This is a genomic window from Pseudomonas sp. ok272 (assembly GCF_900109995.1).
Taxonomy (GTDB): Bacteria; Pseudomonadota; Gammaproteobacteria; order Pseudomonadales; family Pseudomonadaceae; genus Aquipseudomonas.
In genome coordinates this window covers 79,257-104,621 of record NZ_FOCB01000006.1, presented here as the reverse complement: position 1 = coordinate 104,621, position 25,365 = coordinate 79,257, and the positions used below count along the sequence as shown (strand labels likewise).

At 64.5% G+C, this 25,365-nt stretch carries 22 protein-coding genes; 15 read left to right on the top strand and 7 right to left on the bottom strand.

Features of this window, described 5'->3' with window-relative positions:
* The 13 genes from BMW74_RS11255 (at position 1) to asd (ending at position 13,961) form a co-directional block, all read left to right on the top strand.
* The gene (locus BMW74_RS11255) at positions 1–1,464 is read left to right on the top strand and encodes an exopolysaccharide biosynthesis polyprenyl glycosylphosphotransferase (protein WP_175479197.1); all 1,464 of its coding nucleotides are present in this window, start codon (positions 1–3) and stop codon (positions 1,462–1,464) included.
* Positions 1,454–2,407: a glycosyltransferase family 2 protein gene (locus BMW74_RS11250; protein WP_093418850.1), complete on the top strand. Its 954-nt coding sequence runs from the start codon at positions 1,454–1,456 to the stop codon at positions 2,405–2,407. The genes BMW74_RS11255 and BMW74_RS11250 overlap by 11 nt, the downstream gene beginning before the upstream one ends.
* Complete coding sequence (locus BMW74_RS11245; RefSeq protein WP_175479196.1) at positions 2,404–3,243, top strand: NAD-dependent epimerase/dehydratase family protein; 840 nt, start codon at positions 2,404–2,406, stop codon at positions 3,241–3,243. The genes BMW74_RS11250 and BMW74_RS11245 overlap by 4 nt, the downstream gene beginning before the upstream one ends.
* Positions 3,240–4,199, top strand: coding sequence for a glycosyltransferase family 2 protein (locus BMW74_RS11240; RefSeq protein ID WP_093418843.1), 960 nt, complete (start codon positions 3,240–3,242; stop codon positions 4,197–4,199). Before BMW74_RS11245 ends, BMW74_RS11240 begins: the two co-directional genes overlap by 4 nt.
* The gene (locus tag BMW74_RS11235; RefSeq protein ID WP_093418838.1) at positions 4,189–5,664 is read left to right on the top strand and encodes an O-antigen ligase family protein; all 1,476 of its coding nucleotides are present in this window, start codon (positions 4,189–4,191) and stop codon (positions 5,662–5,664) included. Before BMW74_RS11240 ends, BMW74_RS11235 begins: the two co-directional genes overlap by 11 nt.
* Positions 5,661–6,896: a glycosyltransferase family 4 protein gene (locus tag BMW74_RS11230; RefSeq protein ID WP_093418833.1), complete on the top strand. Its 1,236-nt coding sequence runs from the start codon at positions 5,661–5,663 to the stop codon at positions 6,894–6,896. Before BMW74_RS11235 ends, BMW74_RS11230 begins: the two co-directional genes overlap by 4 nt.
* Positions 6,893–8,017 carry an acyltransferase family protein gene (locus BMW74_RS11225; RefSeq protein WP_175479195.1) on the top strand — a complete coding sequence of 375 codons (1,125 nt, stop codon included), beginning with the start codon at positions 6,893–6,895 and terminating at the stop codon, positions 8,015–8,017. Before BMW74_RS11230 ends, BMW74_RS11225 begins: the two co-directional genes overlap by 4 nt.
* Positions 8,018–8,038: 21 nt before the next feature.
* Entirely contained in the window at positions 8,039–8,659 is a 621-nt protein-coding gene (locus BMW74_RS11220) for a P-loop NTPase family protein (protein ID WP_139208400.1), read from the top strand.
* Positions 8,660–8,704: 45 nt separating this feature from the next.
* Entirely contained in the window at positions 8,705–9,481 is a 777-nt protein-coding gene (locus BMW74_RS11215; RefSeq protein ID WP_093418822.1) for a polysaccharide biosynthesis/export family protein, read from the top strand.
* Positions 9,468–10,610 (top strand): glycoside hydrolase 5 family protein, encoded by a 1,143-nt coding sequence (locus BMW74_RS11210; RefSeq protein ID WP_139208399.1) that lies wholly within the window; start codon positions 9,468–9,470, stop codon positions 10,608–10,610. The genes BMW74_RS11215 and BMW74_RS11210 overlap by 14 nt, the downstream gene beginning before the upstream one ends.
* Before the next feature lie 12 nt (positions 10,611–10,622).
* Entirely contained in the window at positions 10,623–12,140 is a 1,518-nt protein-coding gene (locus BMW74_RS11205) for a GumC family protein (RefSeq protein WP_175479194.1), read from the top strand.
* Positions 12,141–12,265: 125 nt separating this feature from the next.
* Positions 12,266–13,081, top strand: a complete 816-nt coding sequence (gene rhdA, locus BMW74_RS11200; RefSeq protein WP_093418809.1) for a thiosulfate sulfurtransferase — start codon at positions 12,266–12,268, stop codon at positions 13,079–13,081.
* A 19-nt stretch (positions 13,082–13,100) separates the two neighbouring features.
* On the top strand, positions 13,101–13,961 hold the full coding sequence (gene asd, locus BMW74_RS11195) for an archaetidylserine decarboxylase (RefSeq protein ID WP_093418805.1): 861 nt from the start codon (positions 13,101–13,103) through the stop codon (positions 13,959–13,961).
* A 122-nt stretch (positions 13,962–14,083) separates the two neighbouring features.
* Here asd and serB read toward each other — a convergent pair whose 3' ends face one another.
* Positions 14,084–15,298, bottom strand: coding sequence for a phosphoserine phosphatase SerB (gene serB, locus BMW74_RS11190; RefSeq protein ID WP_093418801.1), 1,215 nt, complete (start codon positions 15,296–15,298; stop codon positions 14,084–14,086).
* Between the two features lie 134 nt (positions 15,299–15,432).
* Here serB and BMW74_RS11185 point away from each other — a divergent pair, with 134 nt between their 5' ends.
* Positions 15,433–16,977: an AhpA/YtjB family protein gene (locus tag BMW74_RS11185; RefSeq protein WP_093418798.1), complete on the top strand. Its 1,545-nt coding sequence runs from the start codon at positions 15,433–15,435 to the stop codon at positions 16,975–16,977.
* A 389-nt stretch (positions 16,978–17,366) separates the two neighbouring features.
* On the opposite strand, the gene BMW74_RS11180 is transcribed toward BMW74_RS11185, so the two are convergent.
* From BMW74_RS11180 to BMW74_RS11155, 6 genes are all read right to left on the bottom strand, one after another.
* Positions 17,367–18,080 carry a PqiC family protein gene (locus BMW74_RS11180; protein ID WP_093418793.1) on the bottom strand — a complete coding sequence of 238 codons (714 nt, stop codon included), beginning with the start codon at positions 18,078–18,080 and terminating at the stop codon, positions 17,367–17,369.
* A 178-nt stretch (positions 18,081–18,258) separates the two neighbouring features.
* Positions 18,259–20,523, bottom strand: a complete 2,265-nt coding sequence (gene parC, locus BMW74_RS11175; RefSeq protein ID WP_093418790.1) for a DNA topoisomerase IV subunit A — start codon at positions 20,521–20,523, stop codon at positions 18,259–18,261.
* A 10-nt stretch (positions 20,524–20,533) separates the two neighbouring features.
* Positions 20,534–21,055 carry a retropepsin-like aspartic protease family protein gene (locus BMW74_RS11170; protein WP_093418785.1) on the bottom strand — a complete coding sequence of 174 codons (522 nt, stop codon included), beginning with the start codon at positions 21,053–21,055 and terminating at the stop codon, positions 20,534–20,536.
* Positions 21,052–22,035: an esterase-like activity of phytase family protein gene (locus tag BMW74_RS11165; protein ID WP_093418781.1), complete on the bottom strand. Its 984-nt coding sequence runs from the start codon at positions 22,033–22,035 to the stop codon at positions 21,052–21,054. Before BMW74_RS11165 ends, BMW74_RS11170 begins: the two co-directional genes overlap by 4 nt.
* Positions 22,035–23,939: a DNA topoisomerase IV subunit B gene (parE, locus tag BMW74_RS11160; RefSeq protein ID WP_093418777.1), complete on the bottom strand. Its 1,905-nt coding sequence runs from the start codon at positions 23,937–23,939 to the stop codon at positions 22,035–22,037. Before parE ends, BMW74_RS11165 begins: the two co-directional genes overlap by 1 nt.
* Positions 23,940–23,981: 42 nt before the next feature.
* Entirely contained in the window at positions 23,982–24,590 is a 609-nt protein-coding gene (locus BMW74_RS11155) for a YqiA/YcfP family alpha/beta fold hydrolase (protein WP_093418772.1), read from the bottom strand.
* A 395-nt stretch (positions 24,591–24,985) separates the two neighbouring features.
* Here BMW74_RS11155 and BMW74_RS11150 point away from each other — a divergent pair, with 395 nt between their 5' ends.
* Positions 24,986–25,351 (top strand): DUF6124 family protein, encoded by a 366-nt coding sequence (locus BMW74_RS11150; protein ID WP_093418767.1) that lies wholly within the window; start codon positions 24,986–24,988, stop codon positions 25,349–25,351.
* The last annotated feature ends 14 nt before the right edge of the window (positions 25,352–25,365 follow it).

The window sequence follows — 25,365 nt, the reverse complement described above, 5'->3', positions numbered from 1 at the left end:
ATGTCTATTAGCGAAACGCTCTCCGGGTCCGGCCAGGACGCGCAAGCGCGGGGCGCTCGTGCTCAAAAACGAGCACGGCGCTTCGATGCCCCGGCGTTGGCCGGCCTGGAAGTGCTCCTGATCCGGCTGAGCCGGGTGCTGGCCGCGCTGGTCGTGACCCTGCTGCTCAGCGGTTACTACGAGTTGGTCACGGGCCAATGGTGGGCCGATGTCTGGGCCGTCGGGTTCGTGGTGGTCTGTGCCTCGGCGATCATGCCGGTGCGTGTCTACAAAGGCTTTTCGTCACCGGATCGCAAGGCACTGCGCCGGGTCAGCTCGGTGCTCAACGGCGCGTTGGTGACACTGCTGGTGGTCGCGTTCACGTGGATCGGCCAGTTGCAGATGCTCTCGCCCTGGTACTACCTGGGATTGTTCATCGCCCTGGCGCTGTTCACGCAGGTGGCCGGTCAGCACGTCACGCGCTACACCCGGACCTGGGACCGCAAGCTGCGCCTGGTCATCGTCGGCGCTGGCGAACAAGGGGTGGCGATTGCGCGCTACCTGACGGCACGGGAGCCGGAAATCGTCGTGATCGGTTTCATCGACGACCGCAGCTCGCGCATTGACGCCTCGACCCTGCCCTTCCCGCTGCTTGCTGGCGGGACCGCGCAGTTGGACTTGCTGCCACCGGACATCGACGGGGTGATCATCGCCCTGCCCAACCAGGCCGGCGACCGCGTCAGCTCGCTGGCCACACGCCTGCGCGGGGAGATGGGCAACGTCTACCTCGCGCCCGAGGAGCCGGTGCTGGGCCACCCGTTCCTCAGTCGCCCCCACAGCGGCCCCGGCAACATGCTGTTGCTGGGCATGAACCCGCTACCCATCGAAGGACGCCTGATCAAGCGGCTGTTCGACATCGTGTTCTCGGCCACCGTGCTGTTGCTGTTCCTGCCGTTCGGCCTGGTGCTGGCCGCGCTGATCCGCCTGGAGTCGCCCGGGCCGGCGCTGTTCACCCAGGGGCGTTATGGGCTGCGCAACCGGTTGTTCCAGATCTATAAGTTTCGCAGCATGCGCTTCGACCCCACACCCGGTGAAATCAGCCTGAACCAACGCCAGGATGCCCGGGTCACGCGCATCGGCAATTTCATCCGCCGCACCAGCCTCGATGAGTTCCCGCAGTTCATCAACGTGCTGCTGGGCGACATGTCGGTGATCGGCCCGCGTCCTCACCCACCGGGCGTCAAGGCCGGTGACCGGACCTACGAGAAAGTGGTGGTGGACTTTGTCGAGCGCTACAAAGTGCGCCCCGGCATTACCGGCTGGGCCCAGGTCAATGGTTCACGGGGCAACACCTTCACCGAAGAGTCGCTGACCGAACGCTTCGTCTATGACGTGCAGTACATCCAGAACTGGTCGCCCGAGCTGGACCTGTGGATCGTGATCCGGACCGTCTTTGGTGGCTTGGGAGGCAAGAATGCATTCTGAGTCCCTCCCTGTCGCCAGCCTCGCGTCGCGCACCAGCGTCATCGTCCTGACCCTCGATGCCCAGGTGCACCTCAAGGCCCTATTGCCGGCCCTGGCCGCCTTGAAACAAGCCCCCCGGGAAGTGCTGTTCATCGACTCCGCGTCCACCGACCTGACGCCGGCGATGATCGAAGCGGCGGGCCATCGGCTGATGACGATCAAGCGCAGTGACTTCGGTCACGGCAAGACCCGCAACCTGGCACTGGATGTGTGCGCGGACAGCGAATACCTGGTGTACCTGACACAAGATGCCTGCCCCCAGGGCGATGACTGGCTGCAACAGTTGCTCAAGCCGTTCGCCGACCCGCAGGTCGCCCTGGTCTACGGCCAGCAGTTGCCGCGCCGGGAGGCCACCGACACCGAACGCTTCGCCCGCGAATTCAATTACCCGGACCAACCGGAACGCACCACCCAGGCCGACATCGCGCGCCTGGGGATCAAGGCGGTGTTCTGCTCCAACTCCTTCGCCGCCTATCGGCGCACTGCGCTGGAGGCGATCGGCGGGTTCCCCACGCAGTTGCCCCTGGGCGAAGACATGGCCGCCGCCGCACGCCTGCTCGGCAAGGGCTATGCCCGGGTCTACGAACCCGCGGCCCAGGCCGTGCACAGCCATGACTACAGCATCCGCGAGGAATTCAAGCGCTACTTCGACATCGGCACCCTGATTGCCATGGACCGCGAGTTGAGCCAGGCGCGCCTGGCAACCTCCGGCGAAGGCCTGCGGTTCGTCAAGGTCGAGATCCAGGCCGCCCTCACGCGCGGTCAACCGCTGGCCATCCTTTCGATCCTGATGCGCACCGCCGGCAAGTTCCTGGGCTACTGGCTCGGCGAACGCTACCGCCTGGTGCCGCTGGCATGGCGCCGACGCATGAGCATGCATTCACTGTTCTGGAACCAGCCATGAGTATCGTCGTCGTCGGGGACACCAGCCTGATCGCCCAGGCCTTGCGCCAGCGCGAACACACCGCACACTGGCACTTCATCGGCCACCGCGAAGCGCTGACGGGCAGCGCCTGGCTCAAGGATGTCAGCCAGGTGCTGAACCTGGCCTACAACCCGGCCCTGCGCACCGGCTACGAGCCCGCCCTGGATTTCGAGCTGGCCCTGGCCCGACGCATCGAGCCGTTGCCCCACGTGCGCTACATCATGGCCAGCTCGCGCCTGGTGTACGGCCCTGCGCCGAAAGACCAGGCCCTGCGCGAATCCCAGGAACCGCACCCGGCGACCCCCTACGCGGTCGGCAAACTGATCACCGAGCGGGCGTTGACGCAGATGCTCGGCGAACGCCTGAGCATCGTGCGCATGAGCAACATCTTCGGCTTTGAGCTGGATGAAAGCCGCCGCAACTTCCTGGCCATCGCCTTGCGCAGCCTGCTCAACCAGCAGCGCATCGTGCTGGACATGAGCCCCTTCGTCGAACGCGACTTCCTCCCGGTCGAGGTCCTCGCCAGTTGGCTGCCACGCATCGTCGAGGACCCGCAACCGGGGCTGTTCAACCTTGGCGCCGGCATCGGCACCGCCACCGGGCGTCTTGCCCAATGGCTGATCGAAGGCTTTGGCGGGGGCGAACTGCTGGTGACTAACCTGCGTGAGTTCGACCCATTCTGGCTGGACATGGGCAACACCCGCAGCACTTACGGCATCCCGGGGCTGACCGCCGCGGCCCTTAAGCAGCATTGCCATGCGCTCGGCGCCCGCCTGCGCGAAACCACCCGATTGACCCAGGGGTTGGCGCGATGAAGACGCTCACGGTGTCCATCGTCAACTACCGCACGCCGCAACTGGTGGTGGAATGCGTGGCCTCGCTCAAACGCTTCCCGCCCAGCCGGGCGACGCTGGCGATTGCCGTGGTCGATAACGCCTCGGGCGATGACAGCGTGTCGCTGATCGCCCAACACTGCCCGGACATTCAACTGATCGCCTCGCACCACAACCTCGGCTTCGGCGGCGGCAACAACCTGATCCTGCGCGGCTTGCGCAGTGACTACGTGCTGTTGCTCAACAGCGATGCCCAGGTCGAGGCCGGCACCCTCGACCGGCTGATCGAGGTGCTGGAACAACAACCGAGCGTAGGCGCGGTCAGCGGCCGGGTGGTCAACGCCAGCGATGGTGCCGACCAGGATTTCCCCTGCCGCTTCCCCAGCCTGACGCAGATGCTCAAGCGCATGCTCACCGGCCCGCAGTTCCCGGCCAACGGCCAGTCGGCACCGATCCGGCTTGAGCGCCTGCACGGCGCCTGCATGCTGATCCGGGGCGAGTTGCTGGAAAGCGTCGGGCTGTTTGACGAAGGCTTCTTCATGTACGACGAAGACGTCGACTGGTGCGTACGGGCGCGCAAGGCCGGCTGGGAGCTGCTGCTGGTGCCCGAGGCGCGCATCCTGCACCACGGCGGCAGTTCCTCCGGACGCGCACCCAGTGGCCAGCGCAGCCAGGCCCCCAGTGAAACCGCGCTGCGCATGCGTTATGAGCTGCGCCGCAGCCGCTACCGGCTGTACCGCAAGCACCGCAGCCTGGGCGAAGTGCTGTTGCTCAAGTTGCTGACCGACCTGGTGATGCTGGCCGCCAGCGCCAGGACGCTGCTGGCGGCGCTGCTGCACCCGGCGCGGCGCGAGGAAGCGCGGGCCTTGCTGCGGGCCAACGCCCGCGTCATGTCGATCAACCCCCTGCGCATCGAGGTGGCCGAACATGGCGTTTGAGCCCTCGCCGTACGAACCACTCGACGACCGGACGCAACGCCGGGGCGTGGTGCTGGCTGGAGTGCTGGGATTGCTGGTGGCGTTCACCACGGTGTACATGCCGCTGGCGGGCATGGCGTTGTCCCTGGCGTTCGGCGGTGTGTTGCTGCTGGCGCGCCGGCCGCAATGGTTGTTGCTGGGGTTTGTGATCAGCCTGGCGATCCCCATCCAGAAAAGTGTCGGCGGCATTCCCCTCAACGCCGCCGACGCCATCGTCGTGCTCTGGGCGCTGCTCTGGCTGTTCATGCTGCAACGCCCCGAGGCCCCGCACCTGGGACGGATGCGCGTGCCGTTTCTAGTCCTGGCGATCACGCCGTTCCTGATCGCCGTGTTGCTCTCGCAGCTGGGCTCCATCACCCCCGGCTCCAGCATCAAGCAGTCACTGCGCATCGTCGAATGGTTCGTGTTGTTGCCGGTGTTGCTGATGGTGTTCCGGCCCAATCAACGCTTCTGGCGCTTCGCGGCGATCACCCTGATCTGCGTCCCGGCATTCTTTGCCATCGACGGCCTGGTGGAGTTCGCCACCCATGGCCACACCCTCACCGGCATGCTGGGCATCCCGGTGCCCGGCCCTTCCGGCGACGAACCGGCGATTCACCACACCTACGACATTTCGGGGCGGGCCGGCAGCTCGTTTGGCGGGGCGCAGGGCCTGGCCATGTACCTGGTGATGATGCTGAGCGTGGCCGTGGCCCACCTGCTGAAATCGCCCACCCCGGGGCTGCGAGTCCTGGCGGGCCTGGGAATCGTCATCGGCATCGCCGGGCTGATCGTCGCCGAGTCCCGGGGCGGGTTACTCGGGGGGCTGGCGGCCGTGTTGGCGATCTGCCTGATGCTGCGTCCCCAGCTGTGGAAACTGCTGGTGCTGGGGCTGATCGCGGTGGCCGTGATCGCGCCCATCGGCCTGGGCCTGTGGCCCAGTTGGGACGGCACCCTCAGTGGTTTGGTCCCGGGACGGCCGGATGCGGTGCTGGACCGCCTGACCATCTGGGGCGTGGTGCGCGATGTGTGGTTCGACAACCCGCTGATCGGGGTCGGGCTGGGTAACTTCCGCGATGAGTTCTATGCCCGGGGCGTCACCCTCAACGTCGAACTCGGCTACCAGTCCACTCACGCCCACAACACCTACCTGGAACTGCTCGCCGATACCGGCGCCCTGGGATTGCTCAGCTACCTGGCCTTCATTGTCATGGTCTTGCGCCAATTGATCCGGCGCTGGCGCCGCAGCGTGGGCGGCCCGGGCGACACCTTCACCCTGGCGGCCGTGGGCACCCTGACCGCGTACTGCGTGTTTGCCATGGTCGACATGCTCCTGCTGCAAAACATGCACTTCACCCTGGTGCTGCTGCTGAGCCTGGGCCTGACCGACAGCACCGCGCGCGCCCTCGGGCTGACGGGCGTCAAGACTCAAGAGGATGCCGGATGAAGATCATGCTGCTGGTCGAGGAACTGGGTATCGGTGGCCTGCCCAACTACGTGCTGGACCTGGCCCGGGCGCTGAACGCCCAGGGCGACCGGACCCTGGTCGCGCACCAGGGCACGCAGGTCCCGGCGCACCTGGATTGTGCCGGCGTGGAGTTGCTCGGCCTGGGCGATGTGCCGTCGCCCGACCACGCCCTGGCACGCATTCAAGCCTGGGGGCCGGACCTGGTGCATGTGCACCTGTGCAGCGACAGCGACCTGTTGGCGGCGTTGCTCGACAGCGGCCTGGCGCTGATGCGCTCGTTCCATGACTACACCTCAATGTGCCTGCGCCGGGGGCGGCGACGCTTCTCCGGGGATCGTTGCCAGCGGCCACTGGGCTGGTCCTGCGCCTTGAACGGCTGCCTGATCGGTCCGCCGCAACCCGGTGGCCGCCTGCCGCGCCTGATGGACCTGGCGGGCAAGATCAACGAGCGCGGCATGTACCAGCGTTTTCGCGCCGCCGTGGTCGGCAGCCAGCACATGGGCCGGGTCCTGCGGATCAATGGCTTCAGCGATCAGCGCATCCATGTGGTGCCTTACTTCAGCCGCTTCGACCAACAGGCCCAGCAGCCGCAGCCCGGCGGCAAGCCCGCGCTGCACGGACGCCCCTTGCAGTTGCTGTTCGCCGGCCAGGCCGTCAAGGGCAAGGGCCTGGAGGTGCTGGTCAGGGCGCTGGGCGAGGTCACGGGGGACTGGCGCCTGGTCGCGCTCAGCAGCGGCCCGCGCCTGGCATCGGCACAGGCGCTGGCCGAGAAGCTGCAACTGAGCGCACGCATCACCTTCATCGACTGGCTGCCCCCGCAGGAACTGGCCAAGCACTACCGCGCCGCGGACCTGTTCGTCCTGCCTTCGGTGTGGGACGACCCCGGCCCCCTGGTGGGCATCGAAGCCATGGCGTTCGAGACCCCGGTGCTGGCGTTCGCCGTCGGCGGCATTGCGGACTACGTACGCGATGGCCAGACCGGCCTGCTGGTCACCGATGTCAGCGCCAAGGGCCTGGCCGCGGGCGTGCAGCGGGCGCTGGATGCACCCGAGTGCCTGGCGCCCCTCGGCCAGGCCGCACGTGAATGGGTCAAGCACCACCACAGCCGCGACGGCCACCTGCGCGCCTTGCGCCAGTTGTATCAACAGTGTGCAGACCCCGTACACGCCCATCCCTCGCTGGGGTTGATACCCGGGAGCCTGAACGTATGAGTACCGTGTTACGGCAGTTTGCCGGGTTCTACAGCAAGGCGATTGCGCCCTGGGCCGTGGCCCAGGGCGAACTGCTCAGCGTCCAGCGCTTGCGCGGGCTGGCGGTGCTGATGGTGTTGCTGGTGCATGTCGAAGACATCGGTCGCAAGCTGCCGGTGATGACCGACTTCCACAGCACCTACGCCCTGCGCGTGGGCTACTCGGCGCCGGACCTGTTCTTCGTGATCAGCGGCTTCATCATGACCTACGTGTCGGCGAACGGTACCTTCCGGCCCAAGCGCTGGGTCCTGAGCCGGGTGTTCCGGATCGTGCCCCTGTACCTGCTCTTTACCGGGCTGGTGGTGCTGATGTGGCTGTACAACCCGAACATGACCATGGGTTCAGGCAGTCACGACTGGGCCAGCGTCGTGAAGTCCCTGCTGATGCTGCCGCAGTCCGGGCTGCCGATCCTGTTCGTGGGCTGGACGCTGGAACATGAAATCGTGTTCTACACCCTGGTGTTCCTGGTGCTGCGCTTCAGCACCATCAACGCCCTGCCGTGGCTCATGCTGACACTCTCGGTGCTGGCCCTGGGCAAATGGGCGCTGCGGGTCTACGGCGGGTTCGACTTCTGGGACTACCACCTGTTTTCCCTGTTCATCATTCAATTCACCATCGGCGTCGGCGTGTTCAAGATCTATGAGCGGGCCCGGGCCTGGGGCGTCTGGCCGCCGTTCCTGGCCGGCTGTGGGTTTCTGTTGTTGGCGTCGATCTTCGCCGACTCAGGGCTGCTCAACCGTGAACAGCCGATCCGGGTCCTGAGCTTCGGCCTGGCCTATGGCGCCTTCATGCTGGCCGGGCTGACCCTGGAATGGCAGCGGCGCAGCAACGGTTATGCGCCCAAGCACCGCGACTGGATGGTGCTGATCGGCGATGCCTCCTACGCGATCTACCTGACCCATCCCTTCGTACTCGCCAGTTTCGGCAAGTTGTTCCGCGTGGTCAGCGTCACGCCCCTCGGTGCTGCCGGCGTGGTGATCCTCGCCGGCCTGACGACGATTGGCGTGGGCTATGCCGTGCATGTGTTGCTGGAAAAACCCGTCATCGAGATCGGCAAGCGAATCACCCGAGCCATTGCATAAGCAACCAAGGAAAAATCAATCATGAATGCAATCAGTCATCCCATCGTGCCCTCCTCGGGTGTAGACGAGGCAAGGCTGAGATTTCCGATGCAGGAGATCATGGCCAGGGTCCTGCGCGACGCCAGTGACGAGGCGCTCACGCAACTGATGTTCATCGGCGTGGCGCGCAAGGTCGGCACCACCTTTGTCGCCCAGCAGGCCGCCAGCCACCTCGCCGCCGCCTTTGGCAGCGTGCTGGTGATTGAAGTCAGTGCCAATGCCGACGACCGCGAAATGCTCGCTGGCGATCTGAAGCGCCTGCGGGTACCGAACCACTCCGTGGTGCGCATCAGCCTGTCGGTCAACAGTTGCCTGAAGCTGCTGGGCCATGGCGGTGAATCGCCGGCGGCACTGGCCCAGCGCCTGCGCGAGCACTTTGACCTGGTGCTCTGGGACATGCCGTCACCGACCTTCGCGCCGGTGTCGATTGTCGCTGCGCGCCACATGGATTCGATTGTGCTGGTCGCACAAGCCAATAAAAGCCGGCGCCATGCCGCCAAGTACGTCTGCGACCGCCTGCAGGACAGCGGCGGCAATGTGCTGGGCGTGGTGCTCAATCGCACACTTAACTTTATTCCCGAGTGGTTGTATCGCTGGTTGTAAGCCGGGCGATGGGAAAAGAACTTCATTTTGGGGATAAGAAAAAACATGGCGATCAAGGACTGGTTTGGGGCGAGCGCGAAGTTTCTGGTGTCAGCGGTACTGGTGGGGGGCCTGCTGGGTGGCTGCACAACGATCAAGACCGAGCAGATGCCGGGGGCCGAAGGCCTGCCCTTGCTCGGTGAGGATGGGGTCGTGCCGGGCCTGCAGTACCGCATCCGTCCCGGTGATGACCTGGACATCAAGTTCTACACCGCCAAGGATTACGACGAATCGACCCCCGTGCGTCCCGATGGCTACATCAGCATGCAACGGGTCGACGACATCAAGGCCGCGGGGCTGACGCCCAATGAGCTGCGCCGGGTCATCAGCGAGCGCTACACCGGCAAGGTCAGCGATCCGAGCGTGTCGGTGATGGTCAAGTCCTTCAAGGGCTTTCGCGTCTACATCGGCGGCGAAGTGGCCAAGCCCCAGGTCATCCCCATGGATGGCGGCATCACGGTCATGCAGGCCATCTACCGCGCCGGCGGCTTGCGCTACACCGCGCACCCCGACTCCGTGGTGCTGATCCGCAAGTCGCCCAACGGCGAGCCCAAGAGCTATCACCTGGACTTGAGCGACAAGGCCATCGAACTGGGCAAGAACGACATGGCCGTGGCCCTGAGCCCGTACGACGTGATCTACGTCCCGCGCTCGCCGATTGCCAACGCCAACCTCTGGGTCCAGCAATACATCACCGACCTGCTGCTGTTCAAAGGGATCAACTTCGGCTTCTCGGTCAACCGCAACTACAACAGCGGGGATAGCTCGGATGGCTCCTTCTAATCCGCGCCGCAGGCGCTGGAGCAGCCTGCTCCTGGGGTTGCTCGCCTGCTTGCTGGTGCCCCTGGCCCAGGCCGGGATGACCTACGGCATCAATGCCAAATGGGGCGGTGGCGGCTACGACGAACTGCTGGCGCGCTTTGCCAAGGCGCGTTCGCTGGGCGTCACGCAGGTGCGCATCGACTGGGAATGGCGCCTGGTCGAAGGCAAGAAAGGCGTCTACGACTGGGCGCCCATGGACACCCTGGTCAAGGCCGCCGCCGACCAGGGTATCGAGTTGCTGCCCATCGTCCATTACGCACCGGACTGGGCACTGCCGTTGCTGGCGTTCAAGTCCAGCGGCACCTTCGAGCTGGCGCCCTCCAGCGACGCCTACGACAACTTTGCCGCCTTCGTGAAGGCCTGCATCGAGCGCTACGGCCCTGGCACCCCAGCGGGGATCACCTACTGGCAAATTTGGAACGAGCCCAACACCCCGCAATTCTGGGGCCCATCCCCCAATGCCAAGGACTTCGTCAAACTGATGAAGGCCGTCAGCAACGCCGTGGCCGAGCAGCGTTCGCGCATCAAGCTGGTGCACGCCGGGATCTCGCGCAATGACATCACCTACCTGTGGATGCTCTGGGACGTGGATGCGTCCTACGGCAACTACTTCGACATCCTCGCGGTGCACCCTTACCTGTTCAACAAGAACGCGACCGGCATCAACGCGCCCCAGGACATGGACGCCGACGAGAGCAGCCTGGCCGCCATGGGTTTTGTCGGCAGCAAGGAAAACAACACCTACCTGGGCAAGCTCTTCAACCTGCAACTGTTCATGACCCTCAAGCAGGCCAGCAAGCCGATCTGGGTCACCGAGCTGGGCTACGTGGTCGCCGCGCCGCCCCTGGGCGTGACCGAGGAGCAACAGAGCGCCAAGACCCAGGCCACGCTGGACTACATCAACCAGCACCTGAGCGGCCAGCGTTTCGGCAAGGGCCTGCGCGGCGACCTGGCGGCCGATGTCGAGCGGGTCTACTGGTTTTCACTGGAGGACTACGAGTCCCCCGACGGCCTGGGTAACTTCGGCCTGATTCGCGCAGACGGTACCGAGCGGCCTGCCGCTGCCGTGTATCGCCAATACGCCCAATAAGAGGGGATGACCATGACTATCCGCGACATTCTTAACATTCTCTTCAAGCGACGTAACGTAGCGATCAGCTTCTTCCTCGCGGTCCTGATCGGCGGCTTTGCCGGGCTCAAGCTGTACCCGGCGACCTACGACGCCACCGCCCGGTTGCTGGTGCGCCTGGGCCAGGAAGACATCTACATGCCGGTGCTGAGCAGCAGCCAGTTCCGTACGCCAATGATGTCGGTGGTGCGCGAAGAACAGTTGCACTCCGAAGCCGAGATCATCACCAGCGAAGGCCTGTCCGAACAGGTGGTCGACAAGCTGACGCCGCAAGTGCTGTTTCCCGGCATCGACGTCGACCACCCGTGGTACACGCCCAAGGGTTGGTTGCAGATGGCGACGAGTGCCTACGCCGGTATCGAGCGCTTCTTCTTCCCGCAATCGGGGGTGCGCGACATTCGCACCAAAGCCATCCTGCGCCTGCAGGATGACTTGAGCGCCGAGCCGGTCAAAAGCTCCAACATCATCGAGGTCACCCTCAAGAGCAAATCGCCGCAGGCCGCGGCCTTGGGGGTCAACGAACTGGTCAAGCACTACCTCACCGAACGGGTCCGGGTGTACCAGCGCGAACAGACCGGCTTCATTTCCGCCCAACTGGAGGAGCTTGACAGCCAGATCAAGGGCATCGAACGCGACCTGGAGCACTTTCGCAACGATCGCCAGATCATGGATGTCGACCTGCAACGCAGCATGCAGATCGAGAAGCTCAAGGACGCGCGCAAGAACATCGACACCACGGCCTTGATGGTCGGCCAGACCGAACGGCAGATCGACGTACTGCGCAAGCAGTTGACCGGCTTGCCGCAGGTGACCGAACTCGACGGTCAGCAGGGCTCCAACAGCTACGCCCTGAGCGAGATGAACAAGCAACTGACCGACCTCAAGCGCCAGGAGGCCGACACCATCGCCCGGCTGTCGCCCACCGACCCGAAGGTCGCCTCACTGCGTGAGCAGATCCAGGTGGTCGAGCGCGGCATCGCCGAACAGCGCGGCCAGCGCGACACCAACTCGCGGCGCGGGATCAACCCGCTCAACGCCCGGGTGCGCGACGACTTGATGAAAAACGAGTCGGCCCTCGCCGGTTACCGCCAGGCCTTGACCACCCTCAAGGAACAAGAAGCCGCGGACATCGCCCGCCTCAACGAAATCAACACTGTCGAGGCCCAGTTCAAAGAGCTGGAGCAGAAACTCGGCGTGCTGCGCGACAGCCGCAAGCTGTACCTGGAAAAGCTTGAGGAAACCCGCTTCCTCAACGAGCAAGCCAGCTCGCAGATCGGCAACGTCTCGGTGGTGAGCTGGGCGACCGTCAACACCAAACCGGTCAGCCCGAAACTGTGGATGGTGTTGATTGGCGTGCTGGTCGGTGGCCTGCTCGGCGGGATCGGCCTGGCGTTCGTGGTCGAGTTCTTCGACGACAGCCTCAAGTCCGATTCGGACGTCAACCGCTACCTGGGCTTGCCCGTGATCGCCAAGGTGCCCAACCTGGGATGACGCCACAGGTCGGGCCCACGGGTGGGCCCGACCGTCCCTTCTGCGCGCCCATCCGTGCATTGATCACAAGCCGTCTGTAAGTGCTTGCGCTACAATCGTCTCCCTTTGTGCTCTGGAGACCTCACATGCCTGACTTCTCTGGCTTGGCGCTGGTGATCGAGCCCGGCGACCTGCTCGCCCGCCTCGACGCCCGCGACCTGATCCTGGTGGACCTGACCAGCAGCGCCCGCTATGGCGAAGGGCACATCCCCGGCGCGCGCTTTGTCGACCCCAAGCGGACTCAACTGGGCCAGCCTCCGGCACCCGGCTTGCTGCCGTCGCAGACCGCGCTCGAAGCCCTGTTCGGCGAACTGGGGCACCACCCGGATGCGGTCTACGTGGTGTACGACGACGAAGGCGGCGGTTGGGCCGGGCGCTTCATCTGGCTGCTGGACGTGATCGGGCATAAAAACTATCACTACCTCGACGGTGGCCTGCTGGCCTGGATGGCTCAAGGCCTGGCGCTGTCGACACAGGCCCCGGCCGCCGTCGGTGGCCCGCTGGCGCTGACCCTGCACGGCGAGCCCACCGCCACCCGCGAATACCTGCAAAGCCGTCTCGGCGCCGCCGACCTGGCGATCTGGGATGCACGCGGGCCGCTGGAGTACTCCGGCGAGAAGGTGCTGGCAGCCAAGGGCGGGCATATCCCCGGCGCCATCAATTTCGAGTGGACCGCCGGCATGGACCCGGCACGTCAACTGCGGATCCGCACGGACATGCCACAGATCCTCGAACAACTGGGCATCACTAAAGACAAAGAAATCATCACCCACTGCCAGACCCACCACCGCTCTGGCTTTACTTATCTGGTGGCCAAGGCCCTCGGTTATCCGCGTGTCAAAGGCTACGCCGGCTCCTGGGGCGAATGGGGCAACCATCCCGACACGCCTGTCGAGCACTAAGTTTTTTTAAGGACCGTTAATGAAAAAGCGTTTGTTTATCCTCAGTCAGTACCTGCTGCCCCACCACCTGCTGTCACGCCTGGCCGGCTGCATTGCCGAATGCCGTGTGCGCTGGTTCAAGAATGCCTTCACCGCCTGGTTCGCCAAGCGCTATCAGGTGGACATGTCCCAGGCGCTGGTCGAAGACCTGACAGCCTACGAGCACTTCAACGCCTTCTTCACCCGCGCCCTCAAAGACGGCGCGCGGCCACTGGACCCGACGCCGGGCGTGATCCTCAGCCCCGCCGACGGTGCGGTCAGCCAACTCGGCCCGATCGAACACGGTCGCGTGTTCCAGGCCAAGGGCCACAGCTTCAGCGTGCTGGAACTGCTGGGCGGCGATACGGCCAATGCCGCGCCGTTCATGGGCGGTGATTTCGCCACCATCTACCTGTCGCCCAAGGACTACCACCGCGTGCACATGCCGCTGGCCGGCACCCTGCGCGAAATGGTCTACATCCCGGGCCGGATCTTCTCGGTCAACCAGACCACCGCTGAAAACGTGCCCGAGCTGTTCGCCCGCAACGAGCGCGTCGCGTGCATCTTCGACACCGAACGCGGGCCAATGGCCGTGGTGCTGGTGGGCGCGATGATCGTGGCCTCGATCGAGACCGTGTGGGCCGGGCTGGTAACACCGCCCAAGCGCGAGCTGAAAACCTGGCGCTACGACGAAGCCGCCCGTGCGCCGATCCACCTGGAAAAAGGTGCCGAACTGGGTCGCTTCAAACTGGGCTCGACCGCCATCGTGCTGTTTGGCCCGGATCAAGTGCAGTGGGCCCAAGACCTGGCGGCAGGTTCGCCCGTGGTGATGGGCCAGGGCCTGGGCGCGCCAAAGGCCTAAAGCTTACGCAGCCCCCCTGTGGGAGCGGGCTTGCTCGCGAAGAGGCCGGAACATTCAACATCAATGTTGACGGTACTGGCGCCTTCGCGAGCAAGCCCGCTCCCACGGTCGTCATGGGTGTTTCAAAGCTGCCCGTCGCGGTCCCTGAACCCCAACAGGTACAACACGCCATCGAGCCCCAGGGTGGAAATCGCCTGCTTGGCCGACTGCTTGACCAGTGGCTTGGCGCGGAACGCCACGCCCAGGCCGGCAATCGCCAGCATCGGCAAGTCATTGGCGCCATCGCCGACCGCAATGGTCTGCTCCAGGCGCAAACCTTCCTTGTGCGCCAGTTCACGCAGCAGATCAGCCTTGCGTTGGGCGTCGACAATCGGCTCGACCGCCACACCCGTGACCTTGCCATCCACCACTTCCAGCTCGTTGGCGAACACGTAGTCAATCCCCAGCTTGGCTTGCAGCTGCTTGGCAAAGTAAGTGAAGCCACCGGACAGGATCGCGGTCTTGTAGCCCAGGCGCTTGAGTTCGGCGAACAACGTCTCGGCGCCTTCGGTCAGGCGCAGGGACGCGCCGATCGAGTCCAGCACGCTGACGTCCAGGCCTTGCAGCAACGCCAGGCGTTCCTTGAAGCTGGCACGGAAATCCAGCTCGCCGGCCATCGCCCGCTCGGTGATCTGCGACACCTGGTCACCCACGCCGGCGGCCTTGGCCAACTCATCGATGACTTCGGCCTCGATCAGCGTCGAGTCCATGTCGAACACCGCCAGGCGACGGTTGCGCCGGAACAGCGAGTCTTCCTGGAACGCGATATCGACGTTCAGCTCCTGGGCCACGCTGAGGAACTCGGCGCGCAGGGCCTGCGGATCGGCCGCTTCGCCGCGCACGGAAAACTCGATGCAACCCTTGCCCTGGTCGGCCGGCGTGTCCAACGGCATGCGACCCGACAGACGGTCGATATGGTCGATGTTCAAGCCGTACTTGGCGGTGATCGAACTCACGCGCTGCAACTGCTCGGCCGTCACCTTGCGCGTCAGCAAGGTGACGATGTGGCGTTTCTTGCCCTGTGCACCGACCCAGTGCTGGTAGTCCGCCTCGGACACCGGCGTGAAACGCACCTGCTGGTCCAGCTCGTAAGCCTTGAACAGGATGTCCTTGAGCACCGAAGAACCCTGCTCGGTGTCGGGGATCTCGACCAGAATGCCGAACGACAACGTGTCGTGGATCACGGCCTGGCCGATGTCGAGAATGGTCACGCCACCCTGGGCCAAGACACCGGTAATGGCCGCCGTCAGACCAGGTCGGTCGACTCCCGTGATGTTAATCAGGACGATTTCGCGCAAGGCGCACCCCCGCAAGTGGAAAAAAACCGCATTCTACCCACTTTCAGTGACCATCGGGCACAGCGAGCGCTTTGCCGGTCTGGGGGCTATCGCTATACTGCGCCTCAACTTAACGGACAAAAGAGCCGCGCTCAGTGAACCGGCCTACGCCAGTCAAAACCGATAACTTCTTCCTGCTGATCTTCCGGGCACTGCGCCATCGCCGTGTACCGATTGCATTGCGCATCGCCAGCCATAACGTGATCCTGGTCGCACTGGCCCTGGTGATCTACGCCTGCGTGATGGGCCTGCAGTTCAAACAGGCCATGCACGAACAGGCCGACGCCCTCGGTCAGAGCCTCACGACCCAGACGGCGACCTCCGCCACGGAGCTGTTGGTGTCCAACGACATCCTCAGCCTCAACGTGCTGCTCAACAACCTGACCAAGAACCCGCTGGTGGCCCACGCGGCGATCTATAGCGTGGACAACCGGATCCTCGCCGAGTCCGGGCAGCGCCCCAAGCACAGCCTGCTGAGTGAAGCCGCGGGCATGTACGAGAGCAAGATCACCTTCCAGGACGTGACCGCCGGCCAACTGCGCATCAGCCTGGACATGGAACAGTTCCAGCAGCCGATGACCATCAGCCTGCAAAGCATGGGCATCCTCAGCGCCATCCTGCTGGCCTTGTCCCTGGCCCTGAGCTTGCGCCTGGGGCGGCATATATCCACCCCCTTGCTGCAACTGCGGGTGTGGCTGCGCGACATCGACGAAAACACCCCGGCCACGGACCGCCAGGACGAAATCGGTGACCTGGCCCGCCAGTTGCACACCAGCTTCGCCCCGGAACGCATCGAGCCCGAGCCTGCGCCTGCGGCGGAACCCGACGTCGACGACTACGACGACGAAGACACCGAGCCCACCTTCGAGATGCGCAGCCTGCGCGACCCGAGCTTCGACGAGAGCGCGCCGATCGCCAGCCTCAAGGCTGCGCCCCGTCACCGGGTGAGCGCCGAAGAAGACGAGACAGACGACGAGGAAGACCCGTTTGCCGACCTGCGCGACAGCGACACCAGCGTTGCCGTCGTCAAGCCGCAAGCCAAGCCCGCAGTCCCGGACCAGCCGCAGCACAGCGCGGTATTGGCCGTGCAACTGGGTGCCCAGGACCAACTGCGCCGCCTGCCCCGCGCCCGCCTGACCGAGCTGCTGGACCGTTATCGCGACTGCCTGGACCAGGCCGCCTCGCTGTATGAAAGCGAGTTGCACACCCTCAACGACGGCAGCACGCTGATGCTGTTCCACAGTGAAGACAGCGGTGAGGATTACCTGACCAACGCCATTTGCTGCGGCGAGTTGCTGCGCGCCCTGGGCCATCAGTTGCAGATCGAAGTGGCCGACAGCGGCATCACCCTGCAATTGCAGTTGGGCCTGACCTTGGGCGACGACCTGTTCGGCCTGAGCCAGATCGACCTGCTGCTGGCCGAACCGGCCCAGGACGCGCTTGCCCTGTCCCAGCACAGCCGCAACCTGCTGCTGGTTGAGCGCAAGATCAGCGACGACGTCCTGATCCGCCAACGCGCGCGCATCCGCCCCATCGCCAGCCCCGAGGGCGCGTGCTGTGTCGAGCGTCTGATGGAGCCTTACCCTTCGATGCTGGAGCGCCAACTGGCCCGCATGCACGAGACCCGCGCCAAGAGCTGAGCCCCACCTGGCAAGCAAAAGCCCGCTGACGATCACTCGTCAGCGGGTTTTTTGTTGCCTGTGCTGGTCTCTTCGCGGGCAAGCCCGCGCCCACCCTGGTCCACGATGAACACCCATCCCGTGTCAGGCCCGGATTTCTTGTAGGAGCGAGGCTTGCCCGCGAAGGCGGTAAACCTGACGACATTGATGTTGGATGGACTGGCCGGTTCGCGGGCAAGCCTCGCTCCTACAAGGAATTGAGCTGCTCCCCGGATGTGTGTGTGTGTGTGTGTTCGCCGTGGACCAGGGCGGGCTTGCCCGCGAAGAGGCCCGCCCAGGCCATAGCGATCCAGCCCCCGCAGGCACAACAAAGCCCGCACAAGGCGGGCTTTGGGTGACGTCATCGCGGATTAGAAGCGAAACACTTCCATATCGGTACGAATCGGCGCCGCCATCGGGATCTTGGGCTGTTGATCCTGCTCAGTGCGCGCCGCCGGCTTGGCCGGCGCGGTCTTGCGTGGTGCCTCGACAATCGGCGGCTGGTTGGCCAGCGGCTTGAGCGCCACCGCCAACTGCTCGGCCAGTTGCTGCAACAACGCACCCTGGGCCTGGACCTGCGCCGCCGTGCTCCCGGCATGCGGCGCTTGCAGGTGAATGATGCGGTTGTCCCGCACCTGGCCGCGACGGTCAATCAGGCGCCACTGGGCATCGAGGACCGCCGGCTGCGTCTCGCCCGAGTCCAGGCGAGTGATCGACAGCAGCACCTGCACATCCGGGGTGAACCCCGCGGTTGCCGGGGCCAGTACCACGCGCTGGCTGTCCAGGTGACCCGCGACCTGGCGCAACAGCAACTGATTGATGTCCGACGACAAGCTGCCGGCCCAGCGGCCATCGGTCGCGGCTTGCAGGCTGCCATCGGGCTGGCGTTGCAGCAGGGTTTCGCGTTGCAGGTAATCGGCAATCGATACCGGCCCCAACACCACCGCCATGCCCGCGCCTTGTGCAGGCTGAGCCGGGTTACCGCTGTCCAACTGATACAGCGACACCGGCTGGTGCACGCTGCAACCCGCCAGGCCAAGCAGGCCCGCGAGCAACAAAATTAGAGGAAGGCGCAGAACAGTCATCATCCCATCCAGGTGGCGACCAGCAGGGTCTGCCACAGTGAAAATACTCAATAAATATGAAGAACGCCCGACCATGCCGGCGCTTGAACGGCCATATCATCCGTGAATATGCGGTACGACTCCAGCGCGAAAGCGCCGATCTACTGGTTAAATCGCAGATCGGGCGCTCTACGGCCGCTTAATTGGGAGTTTCTACCAACAACGCATCGACCCGCTGGAAGCCTCGCGGCAACTTGTTGCCGCGACGTCCACGCTCGCCCTTGTAGTGCTCCAGGTCGTCGGCCTTGAGCGACAGCGTGCGCTTGCCGGCCTGCAACACCAGGGTCGCGCCTTCGGGCAGTACCGCGATGTCGGTGACGTACTCCTCGCGAGCCGCCACGCGTTCGCCGGGGATACCGATGATCTTGTTGCCCTTGCCCTTGCCCAGTTGCGGCAGGTCGCTGATCTTGAAGATCAGCAGGCGACCTTCGGTGGTCACCGAAGCCAGCCAGTTCTCCTCGCGGTCGGCCACCGGACGCGGCAGCATCACCTTGGCGTTGTTCGGCAGGCTCAACAACGCCTTGCCCGCCTTGTTCTTGGCTTGCAGGTCTTCACCCTTGACCACAAAACCGTAGCCGGCGTCGGAGGCGATGACGTACAAGCTGTCGTCCTCGGGCATCAGCACACACTCGAAGGTCGCCCCCGGTGGCGGCGTCAGGCGGCCGGTCAATGGCTCGCCCTGGCCACGGGCCGACGGCAAGGTGTGCGCCGGTACCGAGTAACTGCGACCGGTGGAGTCGATAAACACCGCGAACTGGTTGGAGCGCCCCGCCGCCGCCGTCTTGAAGCCATCCCCGGCCTTATAGGAAAGCCCGGTGGCGTCGATCTCGTGCCCCTTGGCCGAGCGTACCCAGCCCTTTTCCGACAGCACGACGGTCACTTTTTCATTCGGCAGCAAGTCGTGCTCGGTCAGCGCCTTGGCTTCGGCGCGCTCGACGATCGGCGAGCGGCGATCGTCGCCATAGGTTTCGGCATCCTTGATCAGCTCGGTGCGCACCAGCTTCTTGAGCTTGGCTTCGCTGCCCAACAGGGCTTGCAGCTTGGCTTGTTCCTTGAGCAGTTCGTCCTGCTCGTCGCGCAACTTCATCTCTTCCAGGCGCGCCAACTGGCGCAAGCGGGTGTCGAGGATGTAGTCGGCCTGGATCTCGCTCAGGGCAAAACGCTCGATCAGCTTGGCCTTGGGATGCTCCTCGGTGCGGATGATGTGGATCACTTCGTCCAGGTTGAGGTAGGCGATCAACAAGCCGTCCAACAGGTGCAGGCGACGCTCGACCTTGTCCAGGCGGAACTGCAGGCGCCGGCGCACGGTGCGCACGCGGAACTCCAGCCACTCCACCAGCAACGCGCGCAGGTTCTTGAGCTGCGGCTTGCCATCCAGGCCAATGATGTTGATGTTGACCCGGTAGCTCGACTCCAGCTCGGTGCTGGCGAACAGGTGCTGCATCAGCGCGTCGTGGTCGATCCGGCTGTTGACCGGGATGATCACGATGCGGCATGGATTCTCGTGGTCCGACTCGTCGCGCAGGTCCGCCACTTGCGGTGCCTTGGACGGTTTGGCCTGCATCATCGCCGCGATCTGTTCCAGCACCTTGGCGCCAGACACCTGGTGCGGCAACGCGGTGACGATAATGTCGCCGTCCTCGATGTGGTACACGGCGCGCATACGCACCGAGCCACGGCCGGTTTCGTAGATCTTCAGCAGGTCCGCGCGCGGGGTGATGATCTCCGCCTCGGTCGGGTAGTCCGGGCCCTGGATGTGCTCGCACAACTCCTGGACCGTGGCCTTGGGTTCATCCAGCAGGCGCACGCACGCCGCCGCGACTTCGCGCAGGTTGTGCGGCGGCACGTCGGTGGCCATGCCCACGGCGATGCCAGTGGTGCCGTTGAGCAGGATGTTCGGCAGGCGCGCCGGCAACACCAGCGGCTCGTCGAGGGTGCCATCGAAGTTCGGGCCCCAGTCCGCCGTGCCCTGGCCCAGCTCGCTGAGCAACACTTCGGAGTAACGGGACAGACGCGCCTCGGTGTAGCGCATGGCGGCGAAGGACTTCGGATCGTCCGGCGCACCCCAGTTACCCTGGCCGTCCACCAGCGTGTAGCGATAGCTGAACGGCTGGGCCATCAGCACCATGGCTTCGTAGCAGGCCGAGTCACCGTGGGGGTGGAACTTACCGAGCACGTCACCGACGGTACGCGCCGATTTCTTGTGCTTGGAGTCAGCGTCCAGCCCCAACTCGCTCATGGCGTAGATAATCCGCCGCTGTACGGGCTTGAGGCCGTCGCCAATATGCGGCAAGGCCCGGTCCATGATCACGTACATGGAGTAGTTGAGGTAGGCATTTTCAGTGAAGTCGGCCAGTGAGCGGCGTTCTACGCCGTCCAGGCTGAGTTCCAGGGAGTCGCTCATGCGGGCCTCATCAGTTCGTTGTCTGGCGCAGCAGCATGGTGCCGCCGCGCTGGGTAAATTCAAGTTTCTTAAGGGCGCTCATGCCCAGCAGCACTTGTTCGCCGCCAAGCCCGGGTGCCACCAGGGCGCGCACGTCGTGCAAGACAATGTCGCCCAACTTCAGTTGATCCAGGCGCGTGCGATAACCCTGGCTGCGGCCATTGGCCGTGCTCAGGGTCACCGGTGCGCCTGGCTCCAGGTTCAGGCGCTGGGCCAGGCCGGCCGGGATCGACACATCCGTCGCCCCGGTATCGAGCATGAAACTCACCGTCTGGCCGTTGATCTGGCCATCGGCGACAAAATGCCCCTGGCCATTGATCGCCAGCTTCACTTCGATAAACCCCTCACCCTGTTGCGAACTGACGTGGGTGTTGGGGTTCGCTTGATGTTGCTCCCAGGCTCCGAAAAAACGGGTCGCCAGGAACAACCCGGCGCACCAGGCCAAGATCAGCATCACGCGACCCGCGCGCCGCCCCGGGGCCTGCTGGCTCATGGCTGGGCACTCCAGCCACCGGCCGGCGCGGCGAAGCGCCAGACAATCGAGCGGGTCTCGCCATCGGCGCGAGCGCCGTTGTTGTTATCGACGCCAAGCCAGGCACCGTCCTGGTCGATCACCATCGCCTCGGTCAAGCCGAAGGCCTGTGGATAACGGCGCTGGGGCTGCAAGGCTTGCTCGGCGAACGACCAGCACTGCTCGACCTGGGCGCTCTGTGCATCGCGGCGGCAGATTTCGTAGGCGTTGCGTTCCAGGGTGAACAGCTTGCCCTCGAACCACGCCAGGTCGGCAAAGTCGCGGGAGACCGACTTGGCGCCGGGAAACTGTGGCGGCTGCTTCTGCGTGCCCGCTTCGCTCAACAGCACGCAAGGACCGTCGCACGCCCACCCCGACGGCGTGCGCGTGATCGACAGCACACCGCGCCGTTGACGCTCGGCCGCCAGCCACAGGCGATTGCCTTCGGGGTCGACGGCGATGCCTTCGAACAAAGCGTTGAAACGCAGCAACATACCGCTGGCGCGCGCTTCACGGACCAGCGACGGCGTGATCTTCAGCCACGTCGCGGGGCCGCTCGGCGGCACTTTCAGCACCGCCGCGTGCGCTTCGCTGACGACGTAGCGGTTACCGGCCTGATCGCAGGTGATGCCTTCAAAATCCAGGTCGCCACCGCGCACGAACGACGCCGCCCAGGTGCGCGAATTCATGCTCCAGGGCAGGCCGCTGTCAGGCACCTGCGGCACCTCGATGCGCACGGTTTCGGCCAGCCAGACGTTCTCGCGGGTATCCAGGCGATAGAGGCGGTCGTCGTCGCGGTCAGAGACCGTCCACAACTCCCCGCCACACAGCGCCAACCCCGACAGATTGCCGCCGCGCATGCCCTCCACGGCGTGCTCGGACACCAAGGCCAACTGCGGCGCCGCCTGGGCGAGCGCCGAACTTGCCAGGAGCATCCCTGCCAGGACCCACCCTTTGTGCATCAGGCCAGGACCTCGGCCAGGTTGCCCTTGGACTCCAGCCACGACTTGCGATCACCGGCGCGTTTCTTGGCCAGCAGCATGTCCATCATTTCCGAGGTGGCGTCAAAATCTTCCAGCGTCAGTTGCACCAGGCGCCGCGTGTTCGGGTCCATGGTGGTTTCACGCAGTTGCGGCGGGTTCATTTCACCCAGGCCCTTGAATCGCGTGACCTGCGGCTTGCCGCGTTTCTTCTCGGCCACCAGGCGGTCGAGGATGCCATCGCGCTCGGCTTCATCGAGGGCGTAGTAGATTTCCTTGCCCAGGTCGATGCGGTACAGCGGCGGCATCGCCACGTAGACGTGACCGGCATCCACCAGCGGGCGGAAGTGCTGGACGAACAAGGCACAGAGCAAGGTCGCGATGTGCAGGCCGTCGGAGTCGGCGTCGGCGAGGATGCAGATCTTGCCGTAGCGCAGCTGGGCGATATCGGCCGAGCCTGGATCGACACCGATGGCCACGGCGATGTTGTGCACTTCCTGGCTGGCCAGCACTTCGCTGCCGTCCACTTCCCAGGTGTTGAGGATCTTGCCGCGCAACGGCAGGATCGCCTGGAACTCCTTATCCCGCGCCTGCTTGGCCGAACCACCGGCGGAGTCACCTTCGACCAGGAACAGCTCGGAACGCATCGGGTCCTGCCCGGCGCAGTCAGCCAGCTTGCCCGGCAGTGCCGGCCCCGCCGTGATGCGCTTGCGCTCGACCTTCTTGCTGGCCTTGAGACGACGGCCGGCGTTGTTGATCGCCAACTCGGCCAACAGCATGCCGGTTTCCGGGTTGGCGTTGAGCCACAGGCTGAACGCATCCTTGACCACGCCGGAGACAAACGCCGCCGCCTCGCGGGACGACAGGCGCTCCTTGGTCTGGCCGGAGAATTGTGGCTCCTGCATCTTCATCGACAACACAAAGGCGATGCGTTCCCAGACGTCTTCCGGCGCCAGCTTGACCCCGCGCGGCAACAGGCTGCGGAACTCGCAGAACTCGCGCATGCCATCGAGCAAGCCCTGGCGTAGGCCGTTGACGTGGGTACCGCCCTGGGCCGTCGGGATCAGGTTGACGTAGCTTTCCTGGACACTGTCGCCGCCTTCGGGCAGCCATAACAGCGCCCAATCGACCGCTTCTTTATTACCGGCCAGGCTGCCGCAGAACGGCTCATCCGGCAGGCGCTCGAACTCACTGACGGCATCCACCAGGTACGAGCGCAGGCCGTCTTCGTAATGCCACTCGACCTTCTCGCCGGTGGCCTTGTCTTCAAAACTGACCAGCAGCCCCGGGCACAACACGGCCTTGGCCTTGAGCACGTGCTTGAGGCGGCTGATGGAGAATTTGGGGGAATCGAAGTACTTCGGGTCCGGGGCGAAAAACACGCTGGTGCCGGTGTTGCGCTTGCCCACGGTGCCGACCACTTCCAGCTCGGTCTTCTTGTAACCGTCGGCGAAGGTCATCTGGTATTCGTTGCCGTCGCGCTTGACCCGCACCCGCACTTGCGTCGACAGGGCGTTGACCACGGAAATACCCACCCCGTGCAGACCGCCGGAGAACTGGTAGTTCTTGTTGGAGAACTTGCCGCCGGCGTGCAGCTTGGTGAGGATCAGCTCGACACCCGAGACACCTTCTTCGGGGTGGATATCCACCGGCATGCCGCGACCATCGTCGCTGACTTCCAGGGAATGGTCAGCGTGGAGGATGACCTGCACGCAGGTGGCATGCCCGGCCAAGGCTTCATCGACACTGTTGTCGATGACTTCCTGGGCCAGGTGGTTCGGCCGACTGGTGTCGGTGTACATGCCAGGGCGCTTACGCACCGGGTCGAGGCCCGAGAGGACTTCGATGGCGTCTGCGTTATAAGAGCTAGCGCTCGGAGTGGCCATGGGGTCTCGTCGTCCGTCATTCATGAAATAGGGGGCAAGGCTTCACAGTGCCGTGAAATCAATCGCCTGGTACACATCTGCGCCAATACCGGCAAAACTCAACAAGGCCGGCAATTGCTCGGCAAACCCCTGGAAGCTATGGTCGCCACCGGCCTGGATGCGCAAGGCACAGGCTCGGTAATACTGTTGGGCGAGGCGATAGTCCAGCGTTTCGTCGCCGGTCTGCAACCACACCTGATACCGCTGCGGATCCTGGGGCGCCGGCACTTCCAACTCGGCCAGGGCCGCTACGTGGTCGAGGGTCAACTCCCAGGTTTCATCGGTGTACAGGTTCTTCTGCATCCCCAGGTAACCGTCGAACCGGCGATGCGGACTGACGGCGGGGTTGACCAGCAAGGCCTTGAGGCCGTGGCGCTCGGCCAAGTAAGTGGCATAGTAGCCGCCGAGTGAGCTGCCGACCAGCAGTGGCCGACCCAGCTCGGCAATCGCCCGCTCAAGCTGGCCAATAGCCTCACGCGGGTGATGATGCAAGGCCGGCACCCGCAACTCATCCCCCAGGCCCAGCCGCTGCATCACACCGACCAGTTGACTGGCCTTCTTCGACGAAGGCGCACTGTTAAAACCATGGATATAGAGAACCGAACCCGACATGCGAACCCCTGCACCGTGAGACAAAAAGCCGCAGTTTACAGGGAGACGAATGGGGTGGGGAGAAACTGCGGATGAGGAAATCGATGTAGGAGGCGGGAAGCGTCCGACATGTTTTTCGGGTTGTTGCTCGGAAGGTGGGGGCTTAGGCTTTTCGGGTCGCTGTCTCTTCAGCGGCCGGGCGTCGCGGCCCGGATCAATCAAGGCGCATGGCGCCATCATTTCCTTTCAGTTGGCGTCTTTTTATCGTCTACTGCTTTGCGTTATGGCGGCTGTGCGCGGGATACCTTCGGGTATGCCGGGTTCCTTGATTCCCGGTCCGCGAACCTGCGTACAGTTGCCACCTTCAATCGCGTCGCGGCGATCAGTGGCAGCTCCGCTAATCAAGGAGCACCACCATGCACAAAGTCACCCCCAATCCCCCCGAAACCCTCAGCGTTTCACCCTACGACGCCAACGACCCGAAAAAACTCAACGACGCCGCCGAGCGCGCGCTGGACCACTACCTCAAGCCGCCGAGCGCCCAGGCCAATCGCCCCACCCAGGCGCCCTCGACCATCTTCACCGTGCTTCCCGACCTCGACAACGAAACCCTACTGGCCCACGCCTCAGAAACCCTGGCGGCGGTGAATGTGATCGCCAGCGACCTGGCGTTTGAGCTGGAAGGCCCGCACCGGCATGTGGCCCTGGCGATCCAGCAGATGATTTCACTGGGGCACCTGCTGGTGGAGCGGACACTGGATAACTACGACCAGCCGAAGTAACGCCCAAGAAAAAG